16 protein-coding genes and 1 pseudogene are annotated in these 17,601 nt (G+C 59.1%); 10 read left to right on the top strand and 7 right to left on the bottom strand.

Annotated features, from left to right (window positions below):
- Positions 1–26: 26 nt before the first annotated feature.
- Positions 27–515, bottom strand: a complete 489-nt coding sequence (gene bkdR, locus ACYZTU_RS13480) for a Bkd operon transcriptional regulator BkdR (protein ID WP_017339472.1) — start codon at positions 513–515, stop codon at positions 27–29.
- A 185-nt stretch (positions 516–700) separates the two neighbouring features.
- Between bkdR and ACYZTU_RS13475 the strand changes: the two genes are divergently transcribed.
- The 5 genes from ACYZTU_RS13475 (at position 701) to ACYZTU_RS13455 (ending at position 6,805) form a co-directional block, all read left to right on the top strand.
- Positions 701–1,936, top strand: a complete 1,236-nt coding sequence (locus ACYZTU_RS13475; protein WP_461970801.1) for a thiamine pyrophosphate-dependent enzyme — start codon at positions 701–703, stop codon at positions 1,934–1,936.
- A gap of 1 nt (position 1,937) precedes the next feature.
- Positions 1,938–2,996, top strand: a complete 1,059-nt coding sequence (locus ACYZTU_RS13470) for an alpha-ketoacid dehydrogenase subunit beta (RefSeq protein ID WP_461970800.1) — start codon at positions 1,938–1,940, stop codon at positions 2,994–2,996.
- Positions 2,997–4,271, top strand: coding sequence for a dihydrolipoamide acetyltransferase family protein (locus tag ACYZTU_RS13465; RefSeq protein ID WP_461970798.1), 1,275 nt, complete (start codon positions 2,997–2,999; stop codon positions 4,269–4,271).
- Between the two features lie 18 nt (positions 4,272–4,289).
- The gene (gene lpdA / locus ACYZTU_RS13460; protein ID WP_461970796.1) at positions 4,290–5,672 is read left to right on the top strand and encodes a dihydrolipoyl dehydrogenase; all 1,383 of its coding nucleotides are present in this window, start codon (positions 4,290–4,292) and stop codon (positions 5,670–5,672) included.
- Positions 5,673–5,785: 113 nt separating this feature from the next.
- Complete coding sequence (locus ACYZTU_RS13455; protein WP_461970794.1) at positions 5,786–6,805, top strand: branched-chain amino acid aminotransferase; 1,020 nt, start codon at positions 5,786–5,788, stop codon at positions 6,803–6,805.
- 53 nt (positions 6,806–6,858) lie between these two features.
- On the opposite strand, the gene ACYZTU_RS13450 is transcribed toward ACYZTU_RS13455, so the two are convergent.
- The 3 genes from ACYZTU_RS13450 to ACYZTU_RS13440 form a co-directional block, all read right to left on the bottom strand.
- Positions 6,859–7,701, bottom strand: a complete 843-nt coding sequence (locus ACYZTU_RS13450; protein ID WP_461970792.1) for a TIGR03915 family putative DNA repair protein — start codon at positions 7,699–7,701, stop codon at positions 6,859–6,861.
- Positions 7,698–8,918, bottom strand: a complete 1,221-nt coding sequence (locus ACYZTU_RS13445) for a putative DNA modification/repair radical SAM protein (RefSeq protein ID WP_461970790.1) — start codon at positions 8,916–8,918, stop codon at positions 7,698–7,700. The genes ACYZTU_RS13450 and ACYZTU_RS13445 overlap by 4 nt, the downstream gene beginning before the upstream one ends.
- 119 nt (positions 8,919–9,037) lie before the next feature.
- Positions 9,038–9,826 carry an ArsR/SmtB family transcription factor gene (locus tag ACYZTU_RS13440; protein WP_461970787.1) on the bottom strand — a complete coding sequence of 263 codons (789 nt, stop codon included), beginning with the start codon at positions 9,824–9,826 and terminating at the stop codon, positions 9,038–9,040.
- 39 nt (positions 9,827–9,865) lie between these two features.
- Between ACYZTU_RS13440 and ACYZTU_RS13435 the strand changes: the two are divergent.
- Both ACYZTU_RS13435 and ACYZTU_RS13430 read left to right on the top strand, forming a co-directional pair.
- Positions 9,866–10,381: pseudogene (locus ACYZTU_RS13435) on the top strand (cytochrome P450); the annotation flags it as partial.
- Between the two features lie 258 nt (positions 10,382–10,639).
- Positions 10,640–11,671: a D-cysteine desulfhydrase family protein gene (locus ACYZTU_RS13430; RefSeq protein WP_461970786.1), complete on the top strand. Its 1,032-nt coding sequence runs from the start codon at positions 10,640–10,642 to the stop codon at positions 11,669–11,671.
- A gap of 173 nt (positions 11,672–11,844) precedes the next feature.
- On the opposite strand, the gene ACYZTU_RS13425 is transcribed toward ACYZTU_RS13430, so the two are convergent.
- A complete protein-coding gene (locus ACYZTU_RS13425; RefSeq protein ID WP_461970785.1) occupies positions 11,845–12,459 on the bottom strand; it encodes an FMN-dependent NADH-azoreductase in 615 nt (204 codons plus the stop codon).
- 157 nt (positions 12,460–12,616) lie between these two features.
- Here ACYZTU_RS13425 and ACYZTU_RS13420 point away from each other — a divergent pair, with 157 nt between their 5' ends.
- Entirely contained in the window at positions 12,617–13,498 is an 882-nt protein-coding gene (locus ACYZTU_RS13420; RefSeq protein ID WP_461970784.1) for a LysR family transcriptional regulator, read from the top strand.
- A gap of 200 nt (positions 13,499–13,698) precedes the next feature.
- Here the strand turns inward: ACYZTU_RS13420 and ACYZTU_RS13415 are convergent, their stop codons facing one another.
- Entirely contained in the window at positions 13,699–14,037 is a 339-nt protein-coding gene (locus ACYZTU_RS13415) for an FKBP-type peptidyl-prolyl cis-trans isomerase (RefSeq protein WP_461970782.1), read from the bottom strand.
- 185 nt (positions 14,038–14,222) lie between these two features.
- Between ACYZTU_RS13415 and ACYZTU_RS13410 the strand changes: the two genes are divergently transcribed.
- Complete coding sequence (locus ACYZTU_RS13410; RefSeq protein WP_461970780.1) at positions 14,223–15,296, top strand: diguanylate cyclase domain-containing protein; 1,074 nt, start codon at positions 14,223–14,225, stop codon at positions 15,294–15,296.
- A gap of 12 nt (positions 15,297–15,308) precedes the next feature.
- On the opposite strand, the gene ACYZTU_RS13405 is transcribed toward ACYZTU_RS13410, so the two are convergent.
- The gene (locus ACYZTU_RS13405; RefSeq protein WP_461970778.1) at positions 15,309–15,617 is read right to left on the bottom strand and encodes an RcnB family protein; all 309 of its coding nucleotides are present in this window, start codon (positions 15,615–15,617) and stop codon (positions 15,309–15,311) included.
- A 157-nt stretch (positions 15,618–15,774) separates the two neighbouring features.
- On the opposite strand from ACYZTU_RS13405, the gene ACYZTU_RS13400 reads away from it, so the two are divergent.
- Positions 15,775–17,583, top strand: a complete 1,809-nt coding sequence (locus ACYZTU_RS13400) for a monovalent cation:proton antiporter-2 (CPA2) family protein (RefSeq protein ID WP_461970776.1) — start codon at positions 15,775–15,777, stop codon at positions 17,581–17,583.
- Positions 17,584–17,601: the final 18 nt, after the last annotated feature.

Genomic DNA, 17,601 nt, shown 5'->3' with positions numbered 1-17,601 from the left:
TAAATCCCGTAGCAGGGGATTTGCATTTAGTTGGCGAGGGTTAACCCATTCGCCGGCAGCGGCAGCGCGGTCTTATAGCGCACCTGCTTGAGCGCAAAGCTCGAACGGATGTTCGCGACCCCGGGTACCTTGGTCAAAAAATCCATCATGAAGCGCTCAAGCGACTGAATGGTCGGCACCAGCACCCGAATCAAATAATCCGGGTCGCCGGCCATCAAATAGCACTCCATCACTTCCGGGCGATCCGAGATCGCCTCTTCAAAATGCTGCAGCGCCTCCTCCACCTGTTTCTCCAGGCTCACATGAATGAACACATTCACGTGCAGCCCCAACAGGTCGGCATCCAACAGCGTCACTTGCTCGCGAATCAACCCCAATTCTTCCATCGCCTTGACCCGGTTGAAGCACGGCGTCGGCGACAGATTGACCGAGCGTGCAAGGTCGGCGTTGGTGATGCGCGCGTTCTCCTGAAGGCTGTTCAAAATGCCGATATCGGTACGGTCTAGTTTGCGCATGAGACAAAACCACCTGTTTTTTATGTTTATGCAGATTTTTTATCCTCAAATGATCCGAAGCGCAACGAAACAGAGAGAAATATTCTTCTTGGCCGGGACTATGATTGTTGTAGGACAAGATTTCTTCCACAGAAGAATGACAGTCAGCTCACTACAAGAAATTCACAAGATCGAGCGTAGAAGCCATGAACCAAGCGTACGAACCGCTGCGTCTGCACGTTCCCGAACCTTCGGGCCGCCCCGGCTGCAAAACCGACTTCTCCTACCTGCGTCTCACCGACGCCGGCACGGTGCGCAAACCCCCAATCGACGTTGAACCGGCCGACACGGCCGACCTGGCCAAGGGCCTGATTCGCGTGCTCGATGACGAGGGCAATGCCCTCGGTCCATGGGCCGAAGGCGTACCGGTCGAGATCCTGCGTAAAGGCATGCGCGCCATGCTCAAGACGCGGATCTTCGACAACCGCATGGTGGTCGCCCAGCGCCAGAAAAAAATGTCGTTCTACATGCAAAGCCTTGGCGAAGAAGCCATCGGCAGCGCCCAGGCCCTGGCCTTGAACATCGACGACATGTGCTTCCCCACCTACCGTCAGCAAAGCATCTTGATGGCGCGTGAAGTGCCGCTGGTGGACCTGATCTGCCAATTGCTGTCCAACGAGCGCGATCCGCTCAAGGGCCGTCAGCTGCCAATCATGTACTCGGTTAAAGACGCCGGCTTCTTCACCATTTCCGGCAACCTCGCCACCCAATTCGTACAAGGCGTGGGCTGGGGCATGGCCTCGGCGATCAAGGGCGACACCAAAATCGCTTCGGCCTGGATCGGCGACGGCGCCACCGCTGAATCCGACTTCCACACCGCCCTCACCTTCGCCCACGTTTACCGTGCGCCGGTGATCCTCAATGTGGTCAACAACCAGTGGGCGATCTCCACGTTCCAGGCGATTGCCGGTGGTGAAGCCACCACGTTTGCCGGACGTGGCGTCGGTTGTGGCATTGCCTCCCTGCGGGTCGATGGCAACGATTTCGTCGCGGTCTACGCCGCCTCTGCCTGGGCCGCCGAACGCGCCCGCCGCAACCTCGGCCCGACCATGATCGAATGGGTCACCTACCGTGCCGGCCCTCACTCGACGTCCGATGATCCGTCCAAATACCGTCCTGCCGACGACTGGAGCTACTTCCCATTGGGCGACCCAATTACGCGCCTCAAGCAGCACCTGGTGAAAATCGGTCAGTGGTCCGAAGAGGAACACGTCGCCGTCAGCGCCGAGCTGGAAGCCGAAGTGATCGCCGCACAGAAAGAAGCCGAACAGTACGGCACCCTCGCCGGCGGCCAGATTCCGAGCGCCGCATCCATGTTTGAAGACGTCTACAAAGAGATGCCGGAGCACTTGAAGCGCCAGCGTCAAGAGTTGGGGATCTGACATGAACGATCACAACAATAAAATCGAGTTGGAAACCGCCATGACCACAACCACCATGACCATGATCCAGGCCCTGCGCTCGGCCATGGATGTGATGCTTGAGCGTGACGACAACGTCGTGGTGTTCGGCCAGGACGTCGGCTACTTCGGCGGTGTGTTTCGTTGCACCGAAGGCCTGCAGAACAAGTACGGCACCTCCCGGGTGTTCGATGCACCGATTTCCGAAAGCGGCATCGTCGGCGTCGCAGTGGGCATGGGCGCTTACGGTCTGCGACCAGTGGCCGAGATCCAGTTCGCCGATTACGTTTACCCGGCGTCGGACCAGATCATTTCAGAAGCCGCTCGCCTGCGTTATCGCTCGGCCGGCGAGTTCACCGCCCCGATGACCCTGCGCATGCCTTGCGGCGGCGGCATCTACGGCGGCCAGACCCACAGCCAGAGCATCGAGGCGATGTTCACCCAGGTCTGCGGTTTGCGTACGGTCATGCCATCCAACCCTTACGACGCCAAAGGCCTGCTGATCGCCTCCATCGAAAACGATGACCCGGTGATCTTCCTCGAGCCAAAACGCCTGTACAACGGCCCGTTCGACGGCCACCACGATCGCCCGGTAACCCCGTGGTCGAAACACCCTGCCGCACAAGTGCCGGACGGTTACTACACCGTGCCGCTGGACGTGGCTGCCATCGCGCGTCCCGGCAAGGACGTGACCATCCTGACTTACGGCACCACCGTTTATGTGTCGCAAGTCGCGGCTGAAGAAACCGGGATCGACGCTGAAGTCATCGACCTGCGCAGCCTGTGGCCGCTGGACCTGGAGACCATCGTCAAGTCGGTGAAGAAAACCGGCCGTTGCGTGATCGTTCACGAAGCGACCCGTACTTGCGGTTTCGGCGCCGAACTGGTCGCCCTGGTGCAAGAACACTGCTTCCACTACCTGGAAGCGCCTATCGAGCGCGTCACCGGTTGGGACACTCCCTACCCGCACGCACAAGAGTGGGCGTATTTCCCTGGCCCGACCCGAGTGGGCGCGGCTTTGCATCGGGTTATGGAGGTCTGAATGGGCACGCACGTTATTAAGATGCCGGACATTGGTGAAGGCATTGCAGAAGTTGAATTGTCGGTATGGCACGTCAAAGTCGGCGACATGGTCGTCGAAGATCAGGTACTGGCTGATGTCATGACTGACAAGGCGATGGTCGACATTCCGTCACCGGTTCACGGCAAGGTGATCGCGCTGGGCGGTGTGCCGGGTGAAGTGATGGCCGTCGGCAGCATTCTGATCAGCATCGAAGTCGAAGGCGCGGGCAACGTTAAAGAGTCCGCTCAACCGGCAGCCGCTGCCGTGAAAGAAGTGCCGGTTGCGGCATCGAAAGCTGAAGCTGCTGTAGTCAGCAAACCGGTTGCAGCGCCTCGGCCGGCTGCCGTGTGCCAAGGTCCGATGGTCGCTCGCGAGGCCGATGAGCGCCCGCTGGCCTCCCCGGCCGTGCGCAAACATGCGCTGGACCTCGGCATCCAGTTGCGTCTGGTGCGTGGCACCGGCCCTGCCGGGCGCGTTCTGCACGAAGACCTCGATGCCTATCTAGCCCAGGGTCAGCAACCGCAATCGACCGTTGCCGCCGCTTACGCCCAGCGTAACGACGAAGAACAAATCCCGGTCATCGGCATGCGCCGCAAGATCGCCCAGCGCATGCAGGACGCCACTCAGCGTGCCGCTCACTTCAGTTATGTCGAAGAAATCGACGTTACCTCCGTGGAAGAACTGCGTGCGCACCTGAACGAAAAACACGGCGCGACCCGTGGCAAGTTGACCTTGCTGCCGTTCCTGGTCCGCGCGCTGGTCGTCGCCTTGCGCGATTTCCCGCAAATCAACGCCCGTTACGACGACGAAGCCCAGGTCATCACCCGCCTCGGCGCGGTGCACGTGGGCATCGCCACGCAAGCCGACATCGGTTTGATGGTGCCGGTCGTACGTCACGCCGAAGCCCGCAGCTTGTGGGACAGCGCGACCGAAATCTCCCGTTTGGCCAGCGCTGCCCGAAATGGCAAGGCCAGCCGCGATGAACTGTCCGGCTCGAGCATCACCCTGACCAGCCTCGGCGCCTTGGGCGGGATCGTCAGCACGCCGGTGCTGAACCTGCCGGAAGTGGCGATCGTCGGCGTCAACAAAATCGTCGAACGCCCGATGGTGGTGAAAGGCCAGATTGTGATCCGCAAGATGATGAACCTCTCCAGCTCCTTCGATCACCGCGTGGTCGATGGCATGGACGCGGCGCAATTCATCCAGGCCATTCGCGGCTTGCTCGAACAACCCGCCACGCTGTTTGTGGAATAAGCATTTGTGGAGCAAGGCATGCAAACTCTGAACACCACGCTGCTGATCATCGGCGGCGGCCCTGGCGGTTATGTGACGGCGATTCGTGCCGGTCAACTGGGCATCTCGACCATTCTGGTGGAAGGCGAATCACTGGGCGGTACGTGCCTGAACATCGGCTGCATTCCGTCGAAGGCGTTGATTCACGTGGCTGAACAGTTCCACCAGACGCAGCACCACAGCCAGCATTCGGCGCTGGGCATCAGCGTATCGGCGCCGACGCTGGACATCGGCAAAAGCGTCGAGTGGAAGGACGGCATCGTTGATCGCCTGACCACCGGCGTTTCGGCGCTGATGAAGAAGCACAAGATCCAGGTCATAAAAGGCTGGGCGAAAGTCATCGACGGCAAGACCGTCGACGTTGGCGACACGCGCATTCAGTGCGAGCACCTGGTGCTGGCCACCGGGTCGAAAAGTGTGAACCTGCCGATGCTGCCGATTGGCGGTCCGATCATCTCCTCCACTGAAGCGCTGGCACCGACGTCCGTGCCAAAACGGCTGATCGTGGTCGGTGGCGGTTACATCGGTCTGGAGCTGGGGATTGCCTATCGCAAGCTCGGCGCCGAGGTCAGTGTGGTCGAGGCTCAGGACCGTATCCTGCCGGCCTACGACGCTGAACTCACGCAGCCTGTGCATGACGAACTGAAAAAACTTGGCATGAAGCTTTACTTGAAGCATAGCGTCCAAGGCTTTGATTCCATAAGTAATACACTGCAAGTGCTTGACCCGAATGACGACACCCTGAACCTGGAAACCGATCAGGTGCTGGTGGCCGTCGGTCGCAAACCGAACACTCAGGGCTGGAACCTCGAATCGCTGAACCTGGACATGAACGGCTCGGCGATCAAGATCGACAACCGCTGCCAGACGAGCATGCGCAACGTGTATGCCATCGGCGACCTGAGCGGCGAACCGATGCTCGCCCACCGGGTCATGGCTCAGGGCGAAATGGTTGCAGAACTGATCAGCGGTAAATCCCGCGAGTTCAACCCAACTGCGATTGCCGCCGTGTGCTTTACCGACCCGGAACTGGTGGTGGTCGGCAAGACCCCGGACGACGTCAAGGCTGCGGGTCTGGACTGCATCGTGTCGAGTTTCCCGTTCGCGGCCAATGGCCGGGCGATGACCCTGGAGTCCAAGAGCGGCTTCGTGCGGGTTGTGGCGCGGCGTGACAATCATGTAATTGTCGGCTGGCAGGCAGTCGGTGTAGGCGTGTCGGAATTGTCGACTGCGTTCGGTCAGAGCCTGGAAATGGGCGCTCGGCTGGAAGACATCGCCGGCACCATCCACGCGCATCCGACGCTCGGCGAGGCGGTGCAGGAAGCGGCGTTGCGTGCCTTGGGGCATGCACTCCACCTGTGATGATCGAATTCCAGGCTGCGATTTAGGCTCGGAATGAAGTATTGTTGTCCCCATCCAGAAAAACGTCAGAAGCCTTGAACCGTTTCGGCGGTTGTTAAGTGATAGAGGGTGTCATGGGTAACGAAAGCATCAATTGGGACAAGTTGGGTTTTGACTATATCAAGACAGACAAGCGCTATTTGTCGCACTGGCGTAATGGCGAGTGGGACACAGGCACCCTGACCGAAGACAATGTGCTGCACATCAGCGAAGGTTCCACTGCCCTTCACTATGGCCAGCAATGCTTCGAAGGCCTGAAGGCCTATCGTTGCAAGGACGGTTCTATCAACCTGTTCCGCCCGGATCAGAACGCCGCACGCATGCAACGCAGCTGCGCGCGCCTGCTGATGCCGTTCGTGGAAACCGAGCAGTTCGTCGAAGCGTGCAAGGAAGTGGTCCGCGCCAACGAGCGTTTCATCCCGCCTTACGGCACCGGCGGCGCGCTGTACCTGCGTCCGTTCGTGATCGGCGTGGGTGACAACATCGGCGTGCGTACCGCCCCCGAGTTCATCTTCTCGATCTTCGCCATCCCGGTCGGTGCCTACTTCAAGGGCGGCCTGACCCCGCACAAGTTCCTGATCTCCAGTTACGACCGCGCCGCCCCACAAGGCACCGGTGCGGCCAAGGTCGGTGGCAACTACGCGGCCAGCCTGATGCCAGGTTCCCAGGCCAAGAAAGCCCACTTTGCCGACTGCATCTACCTGGACCCGATGACCCACACGAAAATCGAAGAAGTCGGTTCGGCCAACTTCTTCGGGATCACCCACGACAACAAGTTCGTCACCCCGAACTCGCCGTCGGTCCTGCCGGGTATTACCCGTCTGTCGTTGATCGAGCTGGCAAAATCGCGTCTGGGCCTGGAAGTGATCGAAGGTGACGTGTTCATCGACAAGCTGTCTGACTTCAAAGAAGCCGGCGCTTGCGGTACTGCCGCGGTGATCACACCGATCGGCGGCATCAACTACAACGACAAACTGCACGTGTTCCACAGCGAAACCGAAGTCGGCCCGGTCACCCAGAAGCTCTACAAAGAGCTGACCGGTGTACAGACTGGCGACGTCGAGGCGCCAGCAGGGTGGATCGTCAAGGTTTGATCTGACATCCGCTGCAATGAAGCCCTCCATCGCATTGGCGATGGGGGGCTTTTTTATGAACCTTGGCTACGTTCGCCCACTCCCAGCGCAATGCGCTTGCCACCCCTGCCCTTGATGCCGCTGGCCTGACCGTCCTGTTGCTTGCCGCTCCGAGCCTGAGTGATCAACCCTGGAATCAGCACGCCTTCAGGCAGGTTTTTCCAGAACCGCGCCGGCAAATGCCCCTGCATGACTTTCGGGTTCAACCGCGCCGGATTAAAGATGTGGCTGTAGTAGGTCAACCACATGTCGCCGTGCGGGTCGTCGGCGTTTTGCGCCAGCTGCTGCCATTCAACCGGGCATTGCCGTTGGTGAATCAACTGCTCGCCATCGTAATACACCCCGTCCCGAGGCGTGGCGATCAGCCAACGGTGACGGCCCATTCGGCCGATGAAATGTTCACTGGCGCTGTGCAGGATGTCATGAGCCGGCTCATACCAGGCAACGTATTGCGGACCCTCGTTTTCAGGCATTGCGACAAACCGGACGAATGCATGTAAATGATGAGATTCACGCTGTATCTGTTTGATTCGTCTCTGAAATTCACTGCCGAGTTTGTCTCCCGCGAGCATTGCCGTGCGATCGCCGTGACTAACCCGCCACAGCACCTCGTACAACAGACTCCAGCGCTGATCGCCTCGATAACGGGCGGCGCGTTCAAGGGTGTCCAACAGCGCTCTGGGAACTCGTGCCTGATACGGCCCCTGCGTTTCGGGCGGTACATCGTCACTGGCGAACAGGTCTGCCACACCTTCACTGGCCCAGCCCACCAAACTAGGATCGACCTCATGACTGAGCAACCAACGCGCCTGCTGACGCCAGGTGTCGAACAGGTCGTCGCAATCCAGATTAATCATCCCCACAACCCCATTTGCTGCGGTTGCGGACGGTCGCGCAGTTGCTGATACAGCAGATGACTGGTGACCTCTGCCTGCTGCGGGTGGTAATCGCTGGTGATGAAGAACGGCTTGGCCTTGGCCAGCACACAGCGCATCCGTGCCAGATCCTCATAACGAATGCGTCGCTGCTGACGCAGTTCCACCAGACGCTCGGTGGTTCGTAGGCCGATGCCGGGAATACGGGCGATCAGCGACGCCTCGGCGCGATTGAGATCCAGCGGGAAGACCTCACGATTTTCCAGCGCCCAGGCCAGTTTTGGGTCGATGTCGAGCGCCAGATGTCCCGGCCCCTGGAACAATTCGCCCGCCGTGAAGCCGTAGCTGCGCAGTAAGAAGTCAGCTTGGTACAGACGGTGCTCGCGCATCAGCGGCGGCGCGGCCAGCGGCACGCTCTTCGGGCTATTGGGGATCGGACTGAACGCGGAGTAATAGACCCGACGCAAACGGAAGTTGCCGTACAGCGCCTGGGCACTGTGAAGAATGGTGCTGTCGTCGGTGTCATCGGCGCCAACGATCATTTGCGTGCTCTGTCCGGCCGGGGCGAATTTCGGCGCGCGCGGTTCGTTGAGCACCGTTTGCTCGCCGGTGTAGATCGTCTGCATCGCTTGCTTGATCGAGCCCAGGTGTTTTTCCGGGGCCAACGTTTGCAGACTTGCGTCGGTGGGCAACTCGATGTTGACGCTCAAGCGATCGGCATAACGCCCCGCTTCCTCGATCAGCGCAGGGTCGGCTTCGGGAATGGTCTTGAGGTGGATGTAACCGCGAAACTCATGGTCTTCGCGCAACAGCTTGGCCACGCGAATCAGCTGCTCCATGGTGTAATCCGCCGACCGAATGATCCCGGAGCTGAGAAACAACCCGCTGACGCAGTTGCGCCGGTAGAAATCCATGGTCAGCGTCACCACTTCTTCCGGCGTGAAGCGGGCGCGGGGCACGTCGCTGGAGCGTCTATTAACGCAGTATTGACAGTCGTAGAGGCAGAAGTTGGTCAGCAGAATCTTCAGCAACGAAACGCAACGTCCGTCCGGTGTGTAGCTGTGGCAGATGCCCATGCCATCGGTCGAACCCAACCCGCTCTTGCCCTCGGAGCTACGCTTCGGCGCGCCGCTGCTGGCGCATGAGGCGTCGTACTTGGCGGCGTCGGCGAGAATGCTGAGCTTGTCGATGAGTTCCATGGGGCACGCCTATACTGTTTGGATATACAGTACAGAGTCAACACCCCCTGTTCAAGTCACCATCGAACCCTTGGTCGGATCACAGCACTCGAGGCACTGGTGATCCTGGTGCATGGCAGCTATGCCTTGCTCGCCAATGCCGCCAAAGGCGCAGAACTGGCGATCGCGCGACGCCTGGTCTGGGTGGACGTGGGCTGTGCTGTCGATACCTGAATCGGCAGTTCAACGGCGAACCGGCTGCTGAGTTCCTTGCGCCCCGTCGCGGTCAACGCCAGCGCGCGGCTGTCCGGGTTTTGAGTCACCCATTTGCGCTTGATCGCCACTTGCAACAACGCCGCCCCCAACGAACCGCCCAGATGCGGCCGGCGCATGCTCCAGTCCAGGCATGGACAGGCGAAGCGGCGGCGCAGCGTATTCAGGTTCTTGACCTCGATACCCAATCCTTCGAACAACGCCTCACCGCTGTCGCTCAGTTGATAGACCTGTTCATCAGTTTCCAGCAACCACCCCGCTTCGATCATCCGGTCATGCAGCAGCACCGCCAACGTGCCGGCCATGTGGTCGTAGCAGGTGCGGGCGAATTGCAGGCGATCCGGGGTGCGCGGGTTGAAGGTCGGCGCGGCGTTCTGGCCGATCACCATCAACGCTTCCAGCGCCTGGGCGACGCGCTTGTCCGCCAAGCTGTAATAGCGATGGCGGCCCTGTACATGCAATCGCACCAGCGCCAGTTCCTTGAGTTTGGCCAGGTGCGCGCTGGCCGTGGAGGCACTGACTTCGGCAATCGCCGCCAACTCGGTGCTGGTGCGGGCGTGGCCGTCCATCAGCGAACAGAGGATTTTCGTCCGGGCCGGTTCCGCGATGGCCGCGGCCACTTGAGAGATGCCGCTGTCGTGCTGTTCTACGTTCATATTTCGCTCCCGGAGGAATCAAGGCCCTTTCGGGTCGCGGCGACATCTGACGACCCTGAAACGTTGATCGCCAACCTGATCGGCCTGTTCTCCCAGACCTACGAAGCCACCGCCGGGCTGATCGGCAATGCGCTGTTGGCGTTGATTCGAAATCCGTCGTTGCGGAGCGAATCGACATGCATTGACGACTTGATTGCTGAAGTTCAGCGCTTCGATCCGTCGGTGCAGAACACTCTCCGGTTTGTCGCTGCGCCTTGTGAAATCGAGGGGGTAAGCCTGAAAATTGGCGATGTGATTCTGGTGCTGCTGGCTTTGGCTAATCGTGATCCGCAGCTCAATGACCATCCCGAAGTCTTTCTTCTGGATCGTCCAGACCGGCGCAGTTTCACGTTCGGTGCCGGGCGGCATCAATGTCCGGGGCAGGTTCTGGCCCTGAGCATTGCCAGCGCTACATTGAAGGAAACTCTAGCGATGAAACCTGCTTTGGATCGCCTGACCTGGCGCTACCGGCCTTCGCTGAACGGGCGAATTGCGCTCTTTAGTGATTTGCCGTAGACCGTGTCATCTGATCGTTCCCACGCGCAGCAAAGGAATGCAGCCAGGGGCGCTCTGCGTCCCAAGAGCGGACGCAGAGCGTCCGGTGAGGCATTCCCACGCGCGTGGGAACGATCAAATAACCATGCCTTGTGAAGGGAGGAAACTGACAGCGTTATTAGATACATCAGGTTAAAGGAGTAATAACCGGCGATGCGTTTATTGCGAGGGACTTTCTCCATAGAGTCACTTTAATAACACGACAACGAGGCTCCATTGATGCAAACCCTACTGGACACATCACTGAGTTCTTTTACGCGGGCAAACCTTCTGCAAGGCCCTACGCCCATTCAGCGCGCCGAACGTCTCGAACAACTGCTGCGCTTGAAGTCGCAGGGATTCGGCCTGTTTCTCAAGCGCGACGATCACATGCTGATTGGCGGTGGCGGCAACAAATTGCGCAAACTCGAATTCCATCTCGGTGCGGCGTTGGCGGCCGGAGTCGACACCGTGATTATCATCGCTGGCCTTCAATCCAACCATGCGCGCCTGACTGCCGCGGCATGTGCTCGCCTGGGCCTTGCCTGCGAACTGATCCTGACCCGCTCTGTGCCCAAAGCCGATGTCGATTACGAACTCAACGGCAACGTTCTGCTCGACCAGCTGTTCGGTGCGCAAATGCAGGTGCTTGCCGGAGGCAGCGACTCACTCGCCGCCGCTGAGGTACGGGCCACGCAACTTCGGGATTCGGGACGCAACGTGCTGGTGATTCCTACGGGTGGGTCAACGCCGCTCGGCAGTCTCGGTTATGCGCGCTGCGCGGCGGAGATCGTGCAGCAGGAGACGGAACTGGGCCTCACCTTCAATCAGGTCGTGGTGCCCAACGGCAGCGCCAGCACCCACGCCGGGCTCGCGGTCGGCTTCCAGTTGCTGGGCCGAGGCACCTCGATCGTCAAGTCGTATTCGGTTTTATCCGACAGGGACACATCAGCAGCCAGAACCCGCCAATTGACTCAGGACGCACTGGCGCTATTGGGCAGCAACGCCGTCGTTCAGGTTGAAGACATTGCCACTGACGGCAGTCAGTTGGGCGACGGTTACGGTCTGCCGACGCAAGCCATGCAGGAAGCGGTACGCCTCATGGCCCGCGCCGAAGGCCTGTTGATCGACCCGGTGTACTCCGGCAAAGCGTTCGCCGGGCTGTTGGCCGATCTCAGGCAAGGACGCTACCGTTCCGGCGACAACGTGCTGTTCGTGATGACCGGCGGAACACCGGGTTTGTATGCCTACCGGGACACCTTTCAGGCCTAGCGGTTAATCATCGCGCGTCAGCACTTCCAGCATTCATAGAGTTTCAGACCCGTCCTACATCTATCAAATGCCCTTTGATATAGCGTCCGCATCGTTTTCAGAAGATGAAACAAGGACGCTCATGGCTCGCAAAACAGGCATACCAGAATCGTATGGGCTAGGAGAAATGCTGTCTAAACCAGCGACTTTTGAATTTGATGATCAAATGTATCTAGAAAATCGTGCATGCTGATTTCTCCGAGATCTACAGCTTTAGCGCCGCCGGCCGCAATAAAGGTGACATCAGTGATACCGAGGACGTTCAGGATCAGTTTCAAATATTGGGTCGCAATGTCACGGTCTCTAATCGGGGAGTCGTTGGTGTATACACCTCCCGAGGCGAGCAGCACCGTTGCCTTTTTACCGGTCACCAGCCCTTTACCATCAAAGCCCAAGGTCAGGCCTTTACGTACCACGTGATCCACCCACGCCTTGAGCGCCGCAGGGACGTTATAGTTGTAGACCGGCGTTGAAATAACCACGTGATCGGTTTCCAGCAACTCGGCCGCAAGCTCATCGGATAACTGCAACACGGCTTTCATTTCAGGCGAATGTTGGGTTTCTGGGGTGAAGTAAGCCTGTAACCAGGGGGCCGTCACGAACGTAAGCGGAGTGTCCGTTAGATCCCGTATTTTGATGGAGCCCCTAGGGTGTGCAGCTTCCCACGCGGACACAAATTGGCGAGTGAGCTGCCGGGAGATTGAAGCATCCCCACGTGAGCTGGTTTCAATGGTGAGAAGCCTGGACATGAAAGTAACTCCTGCGCGGTGACGCGGCGGTATGTTTTGCGTTGTCGCTTTAGGCGATGTGCGACACACTCTACCCAATGCGATCTCTATGCAGGAGTGATGTAAATATGATTGAGTCAATCTGTTTAAGTGATGGGTCATGATCGGAAATCTAAGCTTGGATCAGTTGCGAATCCTTGTAACCATTGCTGATACAGGCAGTTTCTCGGCAACGGGACGTCACCTGCGGCGTGCTCAATCTGCCATTAGCCAGTCGATTGCCACACTTGAGTCAGTTCAAGGTGTGAGGCTGTTTGATCGGAGCGGCCATCGTCCAACTCTCACTGAGGTAGGTAGAGTGCTAGTGGTTCAAGCGCGCGCAGTGCTGGCAAGCGCTGCCCAGTTTGAAGCAATGGCCGCAAGTACGGCAGCAGGGGTTGAACCGGAGTTGGCTCTCGCCATAGACCCTTTAGTCCCTAGCGCACCGCTCATCGAAAGCCTGCGCGCTATCCGTGAGGCTTTTCCGCATCTGGCAGTGAGTTTTTCTACAGAAGGCTTAGGCGGCGCAGAGCGTCGATTGCGCAACGGCGATGCGGCACTGGCGCTTTGCACATTGATTCCGACAGTGCCCGACGATGTCACCGCACTGCCGCTGCTCAGCGTCGACTTGAGGCCAGTAGTAGCCAGCGGGCATCCCCTGGCTATGTTAGGCCGTCGGGCAACAAGTGCAGACCTCAAGCCTTATGTGCAACTGGTACTTTCCGATCCGGTTTCTCCCGACGGCCCTAGCTATGGGGTGACGGGCAGTCACCAGTGGCGGTTTGTAGATTTGGCACGGCGGCTGGATTTTTTGCTCGCCGGGTTCGGTTGGTGCCGAATGCCAGAGCATCTGATTGCGGATCATCTGGCTTCAGGACGCCTCCTACCGCTTGAGTTAACCGCCGAACTTCAGCGCACACCAGACACACTTACGATCTACGCAGCGCACATGCAAAATCGCTCTTTAGGGAAAGCAGGCCGATGGCTTCTGAATGATCTGACCCGTCGTCTGTGCATGTGATGATACGAAGACGACTAACGTCAGCGGTTTGTTTATCCCGTTGGCCAAAGGGCTGATGCGGTTAATCGAACCGGTTGTGCAGGGACTGCCCGGGCCGTGATCGTCTGTGCGTATTTCGCAAGCCAAGGTGTGATGCCTGCCCGCTTAACATCAAAAGATTGCACGCTGCGATCTTTTGACTTTCAAACCCAAGACAGTAGTCAATCATCGCGCGTCAGCACTTCCAGCAATTCAATCTCAAAAATCAAATTCGAATGGGGGGGAATAGCCGCCATCGTCCGCTCGCCATAAGCCAAATGCGCAGGCACCAACAGCTTGCGCTTGCCGCCGACCTGCATGCCCATAATCCCCTGATCCCAACCCTTGATCACCCTTCCAGTTCCGATCACGCACTGAAAAGGCTTGCCACGGCTGTAAGAAGAATCGAACTCGGTGCCGTCTTCCAGCCATCCACGGTACTGCGTGGTGATCAGCGCGCCTTTGACGGCGGCTTTGCCGAAGCCCGGTTGGAGGTCGATTACCTGAAGCTCGTCATTCATTGCATGCACTCGTGTGTTCGTTTGCCCGAAAGGCTCCATGGGCGCCGTTTTCCCAGATTTGCAGCCGATTGGCAACCACTCCGATCGCCTGACGAGGGGTTTAAGCCTGTTTACCGCAGCGACCGTGAACTAAGATAAGCAACATCTACCCGCACGGTTCAATACGCAATGATGGCAATTCCTGAATGAATGGAGACTGGAACAGCGCAACCATCGGCTCATTGATGCTTGCCCTGATCATCGCGTTGATCTGTCGCGAGCGCTCGCTGCAAAAGCAGCTGGCCAAGTATCGCGTGCTGATCACCCGCCTGACTGACGGACAGAATATCCGTCAGGACGGCGACGCCGAACGCTTCAAGCGTAGCCAATACTTCGCCCGCATCGGTACCTGGGACTGGGATGTCGACACCGACAAGCTCTATTGGTCGGACGCGATCTACGCCATGTTCGGCTTCAAGATCGACGAAGTAACGCCCTCCTACGCGCTGTTTTGCTCGTGTGTCCACCCGGACGATCGGGCCAAGGTCCGAGCCGGGGAGTTGCGCTGCCTGGAAACCGGCGAAAACCATGACGAGGAATACCGAGTCATCTGGCCCGACGGCACCATTCGCTGGTTGCGCGAGACGGGCAATGTGGTCAAGAACGGCCACGATGCAACGATCAAGATGATGGGCGTGGTGCGCGATATCACCGAGGAAAAAGCCTCCGCCAGCTACCTGCAACACTTGGCCCACTTCGACCCGCTGACCGGTCTGCCCAATCGCCTGGTGCTCGAAGAGCGCCTGTCCGAAGCGCTGGAACAGGCTCGCATCAGCGCCACGAGGGTTGCGCTGGTGTTTGTCGACCTCAATGGTTTCAAGGCAATCAACGACCATTACGGCCATGCGGCTGGCGACCGGGTACTGATCACCACCGCCACCCGACTGAAGCGAATCTTGCGCTCAACCGATACCGTCGCCCGGATCGGTGGCGACGAATTTGTGGTCATCCTGCAAGGCCTGCCCCAGGGCAACAGCCTGCAGGACGAAGCCCGCAGCATCTGCCAGAAAATCTTCGTCGAACTGTCACCACCGGTGACCATCGGCAATGACCAACGACATATCGGCACCAGCCTGGGGGTCGCGGTGTTCCCGGACCATGCGCCGAGCATGGACCGGTTGATTCACATTGCGGATCTGGCGATGTATGAGGCGAAGCGCAGTGGGAACAATCAGTATCGGTTAGGCACTGAAAGCCCGGTGCGTGCTCACAGCGAATAGCCTTTCGGCGGTTTAACGCTCCACCGGCGTGATATCCACAATCGTCCCGTTGGTGATCATCACCATCATGTACTTGTCATTGATCTGCACCCACTGCGCCTGAGCCTTTGGCGCTTTCAGGCCTTTCTGCTTCCAGTTGACCAGGGCTTTTTCGCTGCGCTGGTAAACGTCCGGAGCGCGGTCGCCAACCACCAGCTGGCGGGTGTTGTCTACCCCGGGCTGGACGGTTTTTTGCGGGGGGTCATCCGCTTGAACGATCGGGCTGATACCGGCAATGCCTGCGACAATGGCGAGGCTGGCGATAAGGGTCTTGCTGTTCATCGGTGAACCTCCATTGATGTCGTGGTACCTGAAATCCGACTGCGCTGGCGCTGAATCATTCCTTATTGCTGCAATGATTGCGATTGCATTGGCTGACGCACGCTTCTCAAGCCTTTATCCTTACCGCCCCGCCGCACCGAGTCCCTGGAGTTTCGCCATGCCCCATGAAGGCAACCTGTTGCAAGCCGCTGTCGTGTTTCTGCTCGCGGCGGTGCTCACCGTTCCCTTGGCCAAGCGCCTGCAACTGGGGGCGGTGCTGGGTTATCTGTTTGCAGGGGTGATCATCGGACCATCGGTGCTGGGCTTGATTGGCAATCCGCAAAGTGTCAGCCACATTTCCGAACTGGGGGTGGTGTTGCTGCTATTCATCATTGGTCTTGAACTGTCGCCGCGACGTTTGTGGGTAATGCGCAGATCGGTGTTTGGCGTAGGTCTGGCGCAGGTGCTGCTGACGGGGTCGGTTATAGGTGTGCTGGCGTTGTTCGTGTTCGGCCAGCCGTTGAACAGCGCGATCGTATTGGGCTTGGGCCTGGCGCTGTCGTCCACCGCATTCGGTTTGCAAAGCCTGGCCGAACGCAAGGAACTGACCAGCCCTCACGGGCGGTTGGCATTCGCGATTCTGTTGTTCCAGGACATCGCCGCCATCCCGTTGATCGCGATGGTGCCGTTGCTGGCGGGCGGCGATCACACCACCAGTACTGCCGAAGACCTCAATCACGGTTTGCGCGTGCTGGGCAGCATCGCGGTGGTGGTGATCGGTGGGCGATATCTGCTGCGACCGGTGTTCCGGGTGGTGGCCAAGACCGGGTTGCCGGAAGTCTCCACCGCCACCGCGTTGCTGGTGGTGATCGGCACGGCGTGGTTGATGGACCTGGTCGGCGTGTCCATGGCGTTGGGGGCGTTCCTCGCCGGGTTGCTGCTGGCGGACTCCGAATACCGCCACGAACTGGAAGCGCAAATCGAGCCGTTCAAGGGATTGCTGCTGGGGCTGTTTTTCATCAGCGTCGGAATGGGCGCCAACCTGAGTCTGCTACTGAGCGCGCCGATCACCGTGCTGGGCCTGACCCTGTTGCTGATCGCAATCAAATTGCCGCTGCTGTTTGTCGTCGGTCGGCTGGCGGGTGGTCTGGGCAAGGTCAGTGCCATTCGCCTCGGCATCGTGCTGGCCGCCGGTGGTGAGTTTGCCTTTGTGGTGTTCAAGATCGGCCGCGACGAGGGGCTGTTCGAGCCGCACCTGTACGACTTGCTGGTGCTGACAATCACGTTGTCGATGGCGGTGACGCCGCTGCTATTGCTGGTGTGCGCGCGCCTGGTCAGCCCCAAGGTTCAACCCGTGGTGGTGCCGGAGAAATTCCGCGAGATCGATACCGATACGCCGCGCGTGGTGATCGCCGGCATGGGTCGTATGGGGCAGATCGTTGCGCGGATTTTGCGCGCGCAAAACATCAAGTTCGTCGCCCTCGATACCTCGGTGGAAACCATCGAACTGTCGCGCAGCTTCGGCGGCGTACCGGTGTTCTACGGCGACCCGATGCGCCCGGAGATCCTCAGTGCGGCCAAGGTCGAGCAGGCAGAATACTTTGTCATCGCCACCGACGACCCGGACACCAACATCAAGACCGCCGAGTTGGTGCGCAAACTCTATCCGCACATCAAAATCATCGCCCGGGCCCGTAACCGTCAGCATGTGCATCGGCTGGTGGACCTTGGCGCCCAGGCCATTCGGGAAACCTATTATTCGAGCCTGGAAATGAGCCGGCGCACGTTGGTTGGGTTGGGCCTGACCCAGGCTCAGGCGGATGCGCGAATCCAGCGTTTCAAGCATCACGACGAACAGGTGCTGGAAGCCCAGCATGCGATTTATGACGATGCGGCGAAGGTATTGCAGACGGCGCAGGAAGCGCGGGCGGAACTGGCGAGGTTGTTTGAGGCGGATCAGTTGGAAGAAGAATCAAGCAAGGCGTAACTGATCGTTAACTGACAT

It is taken from the genome of Pseudomonas sp. HLT2-19-2 (assembly GCF_054898005.1).
Note: the sequence above shows the minus strand (reverse complement) of the source record. Positions and strands in the feature narration are given on the sequence as shown.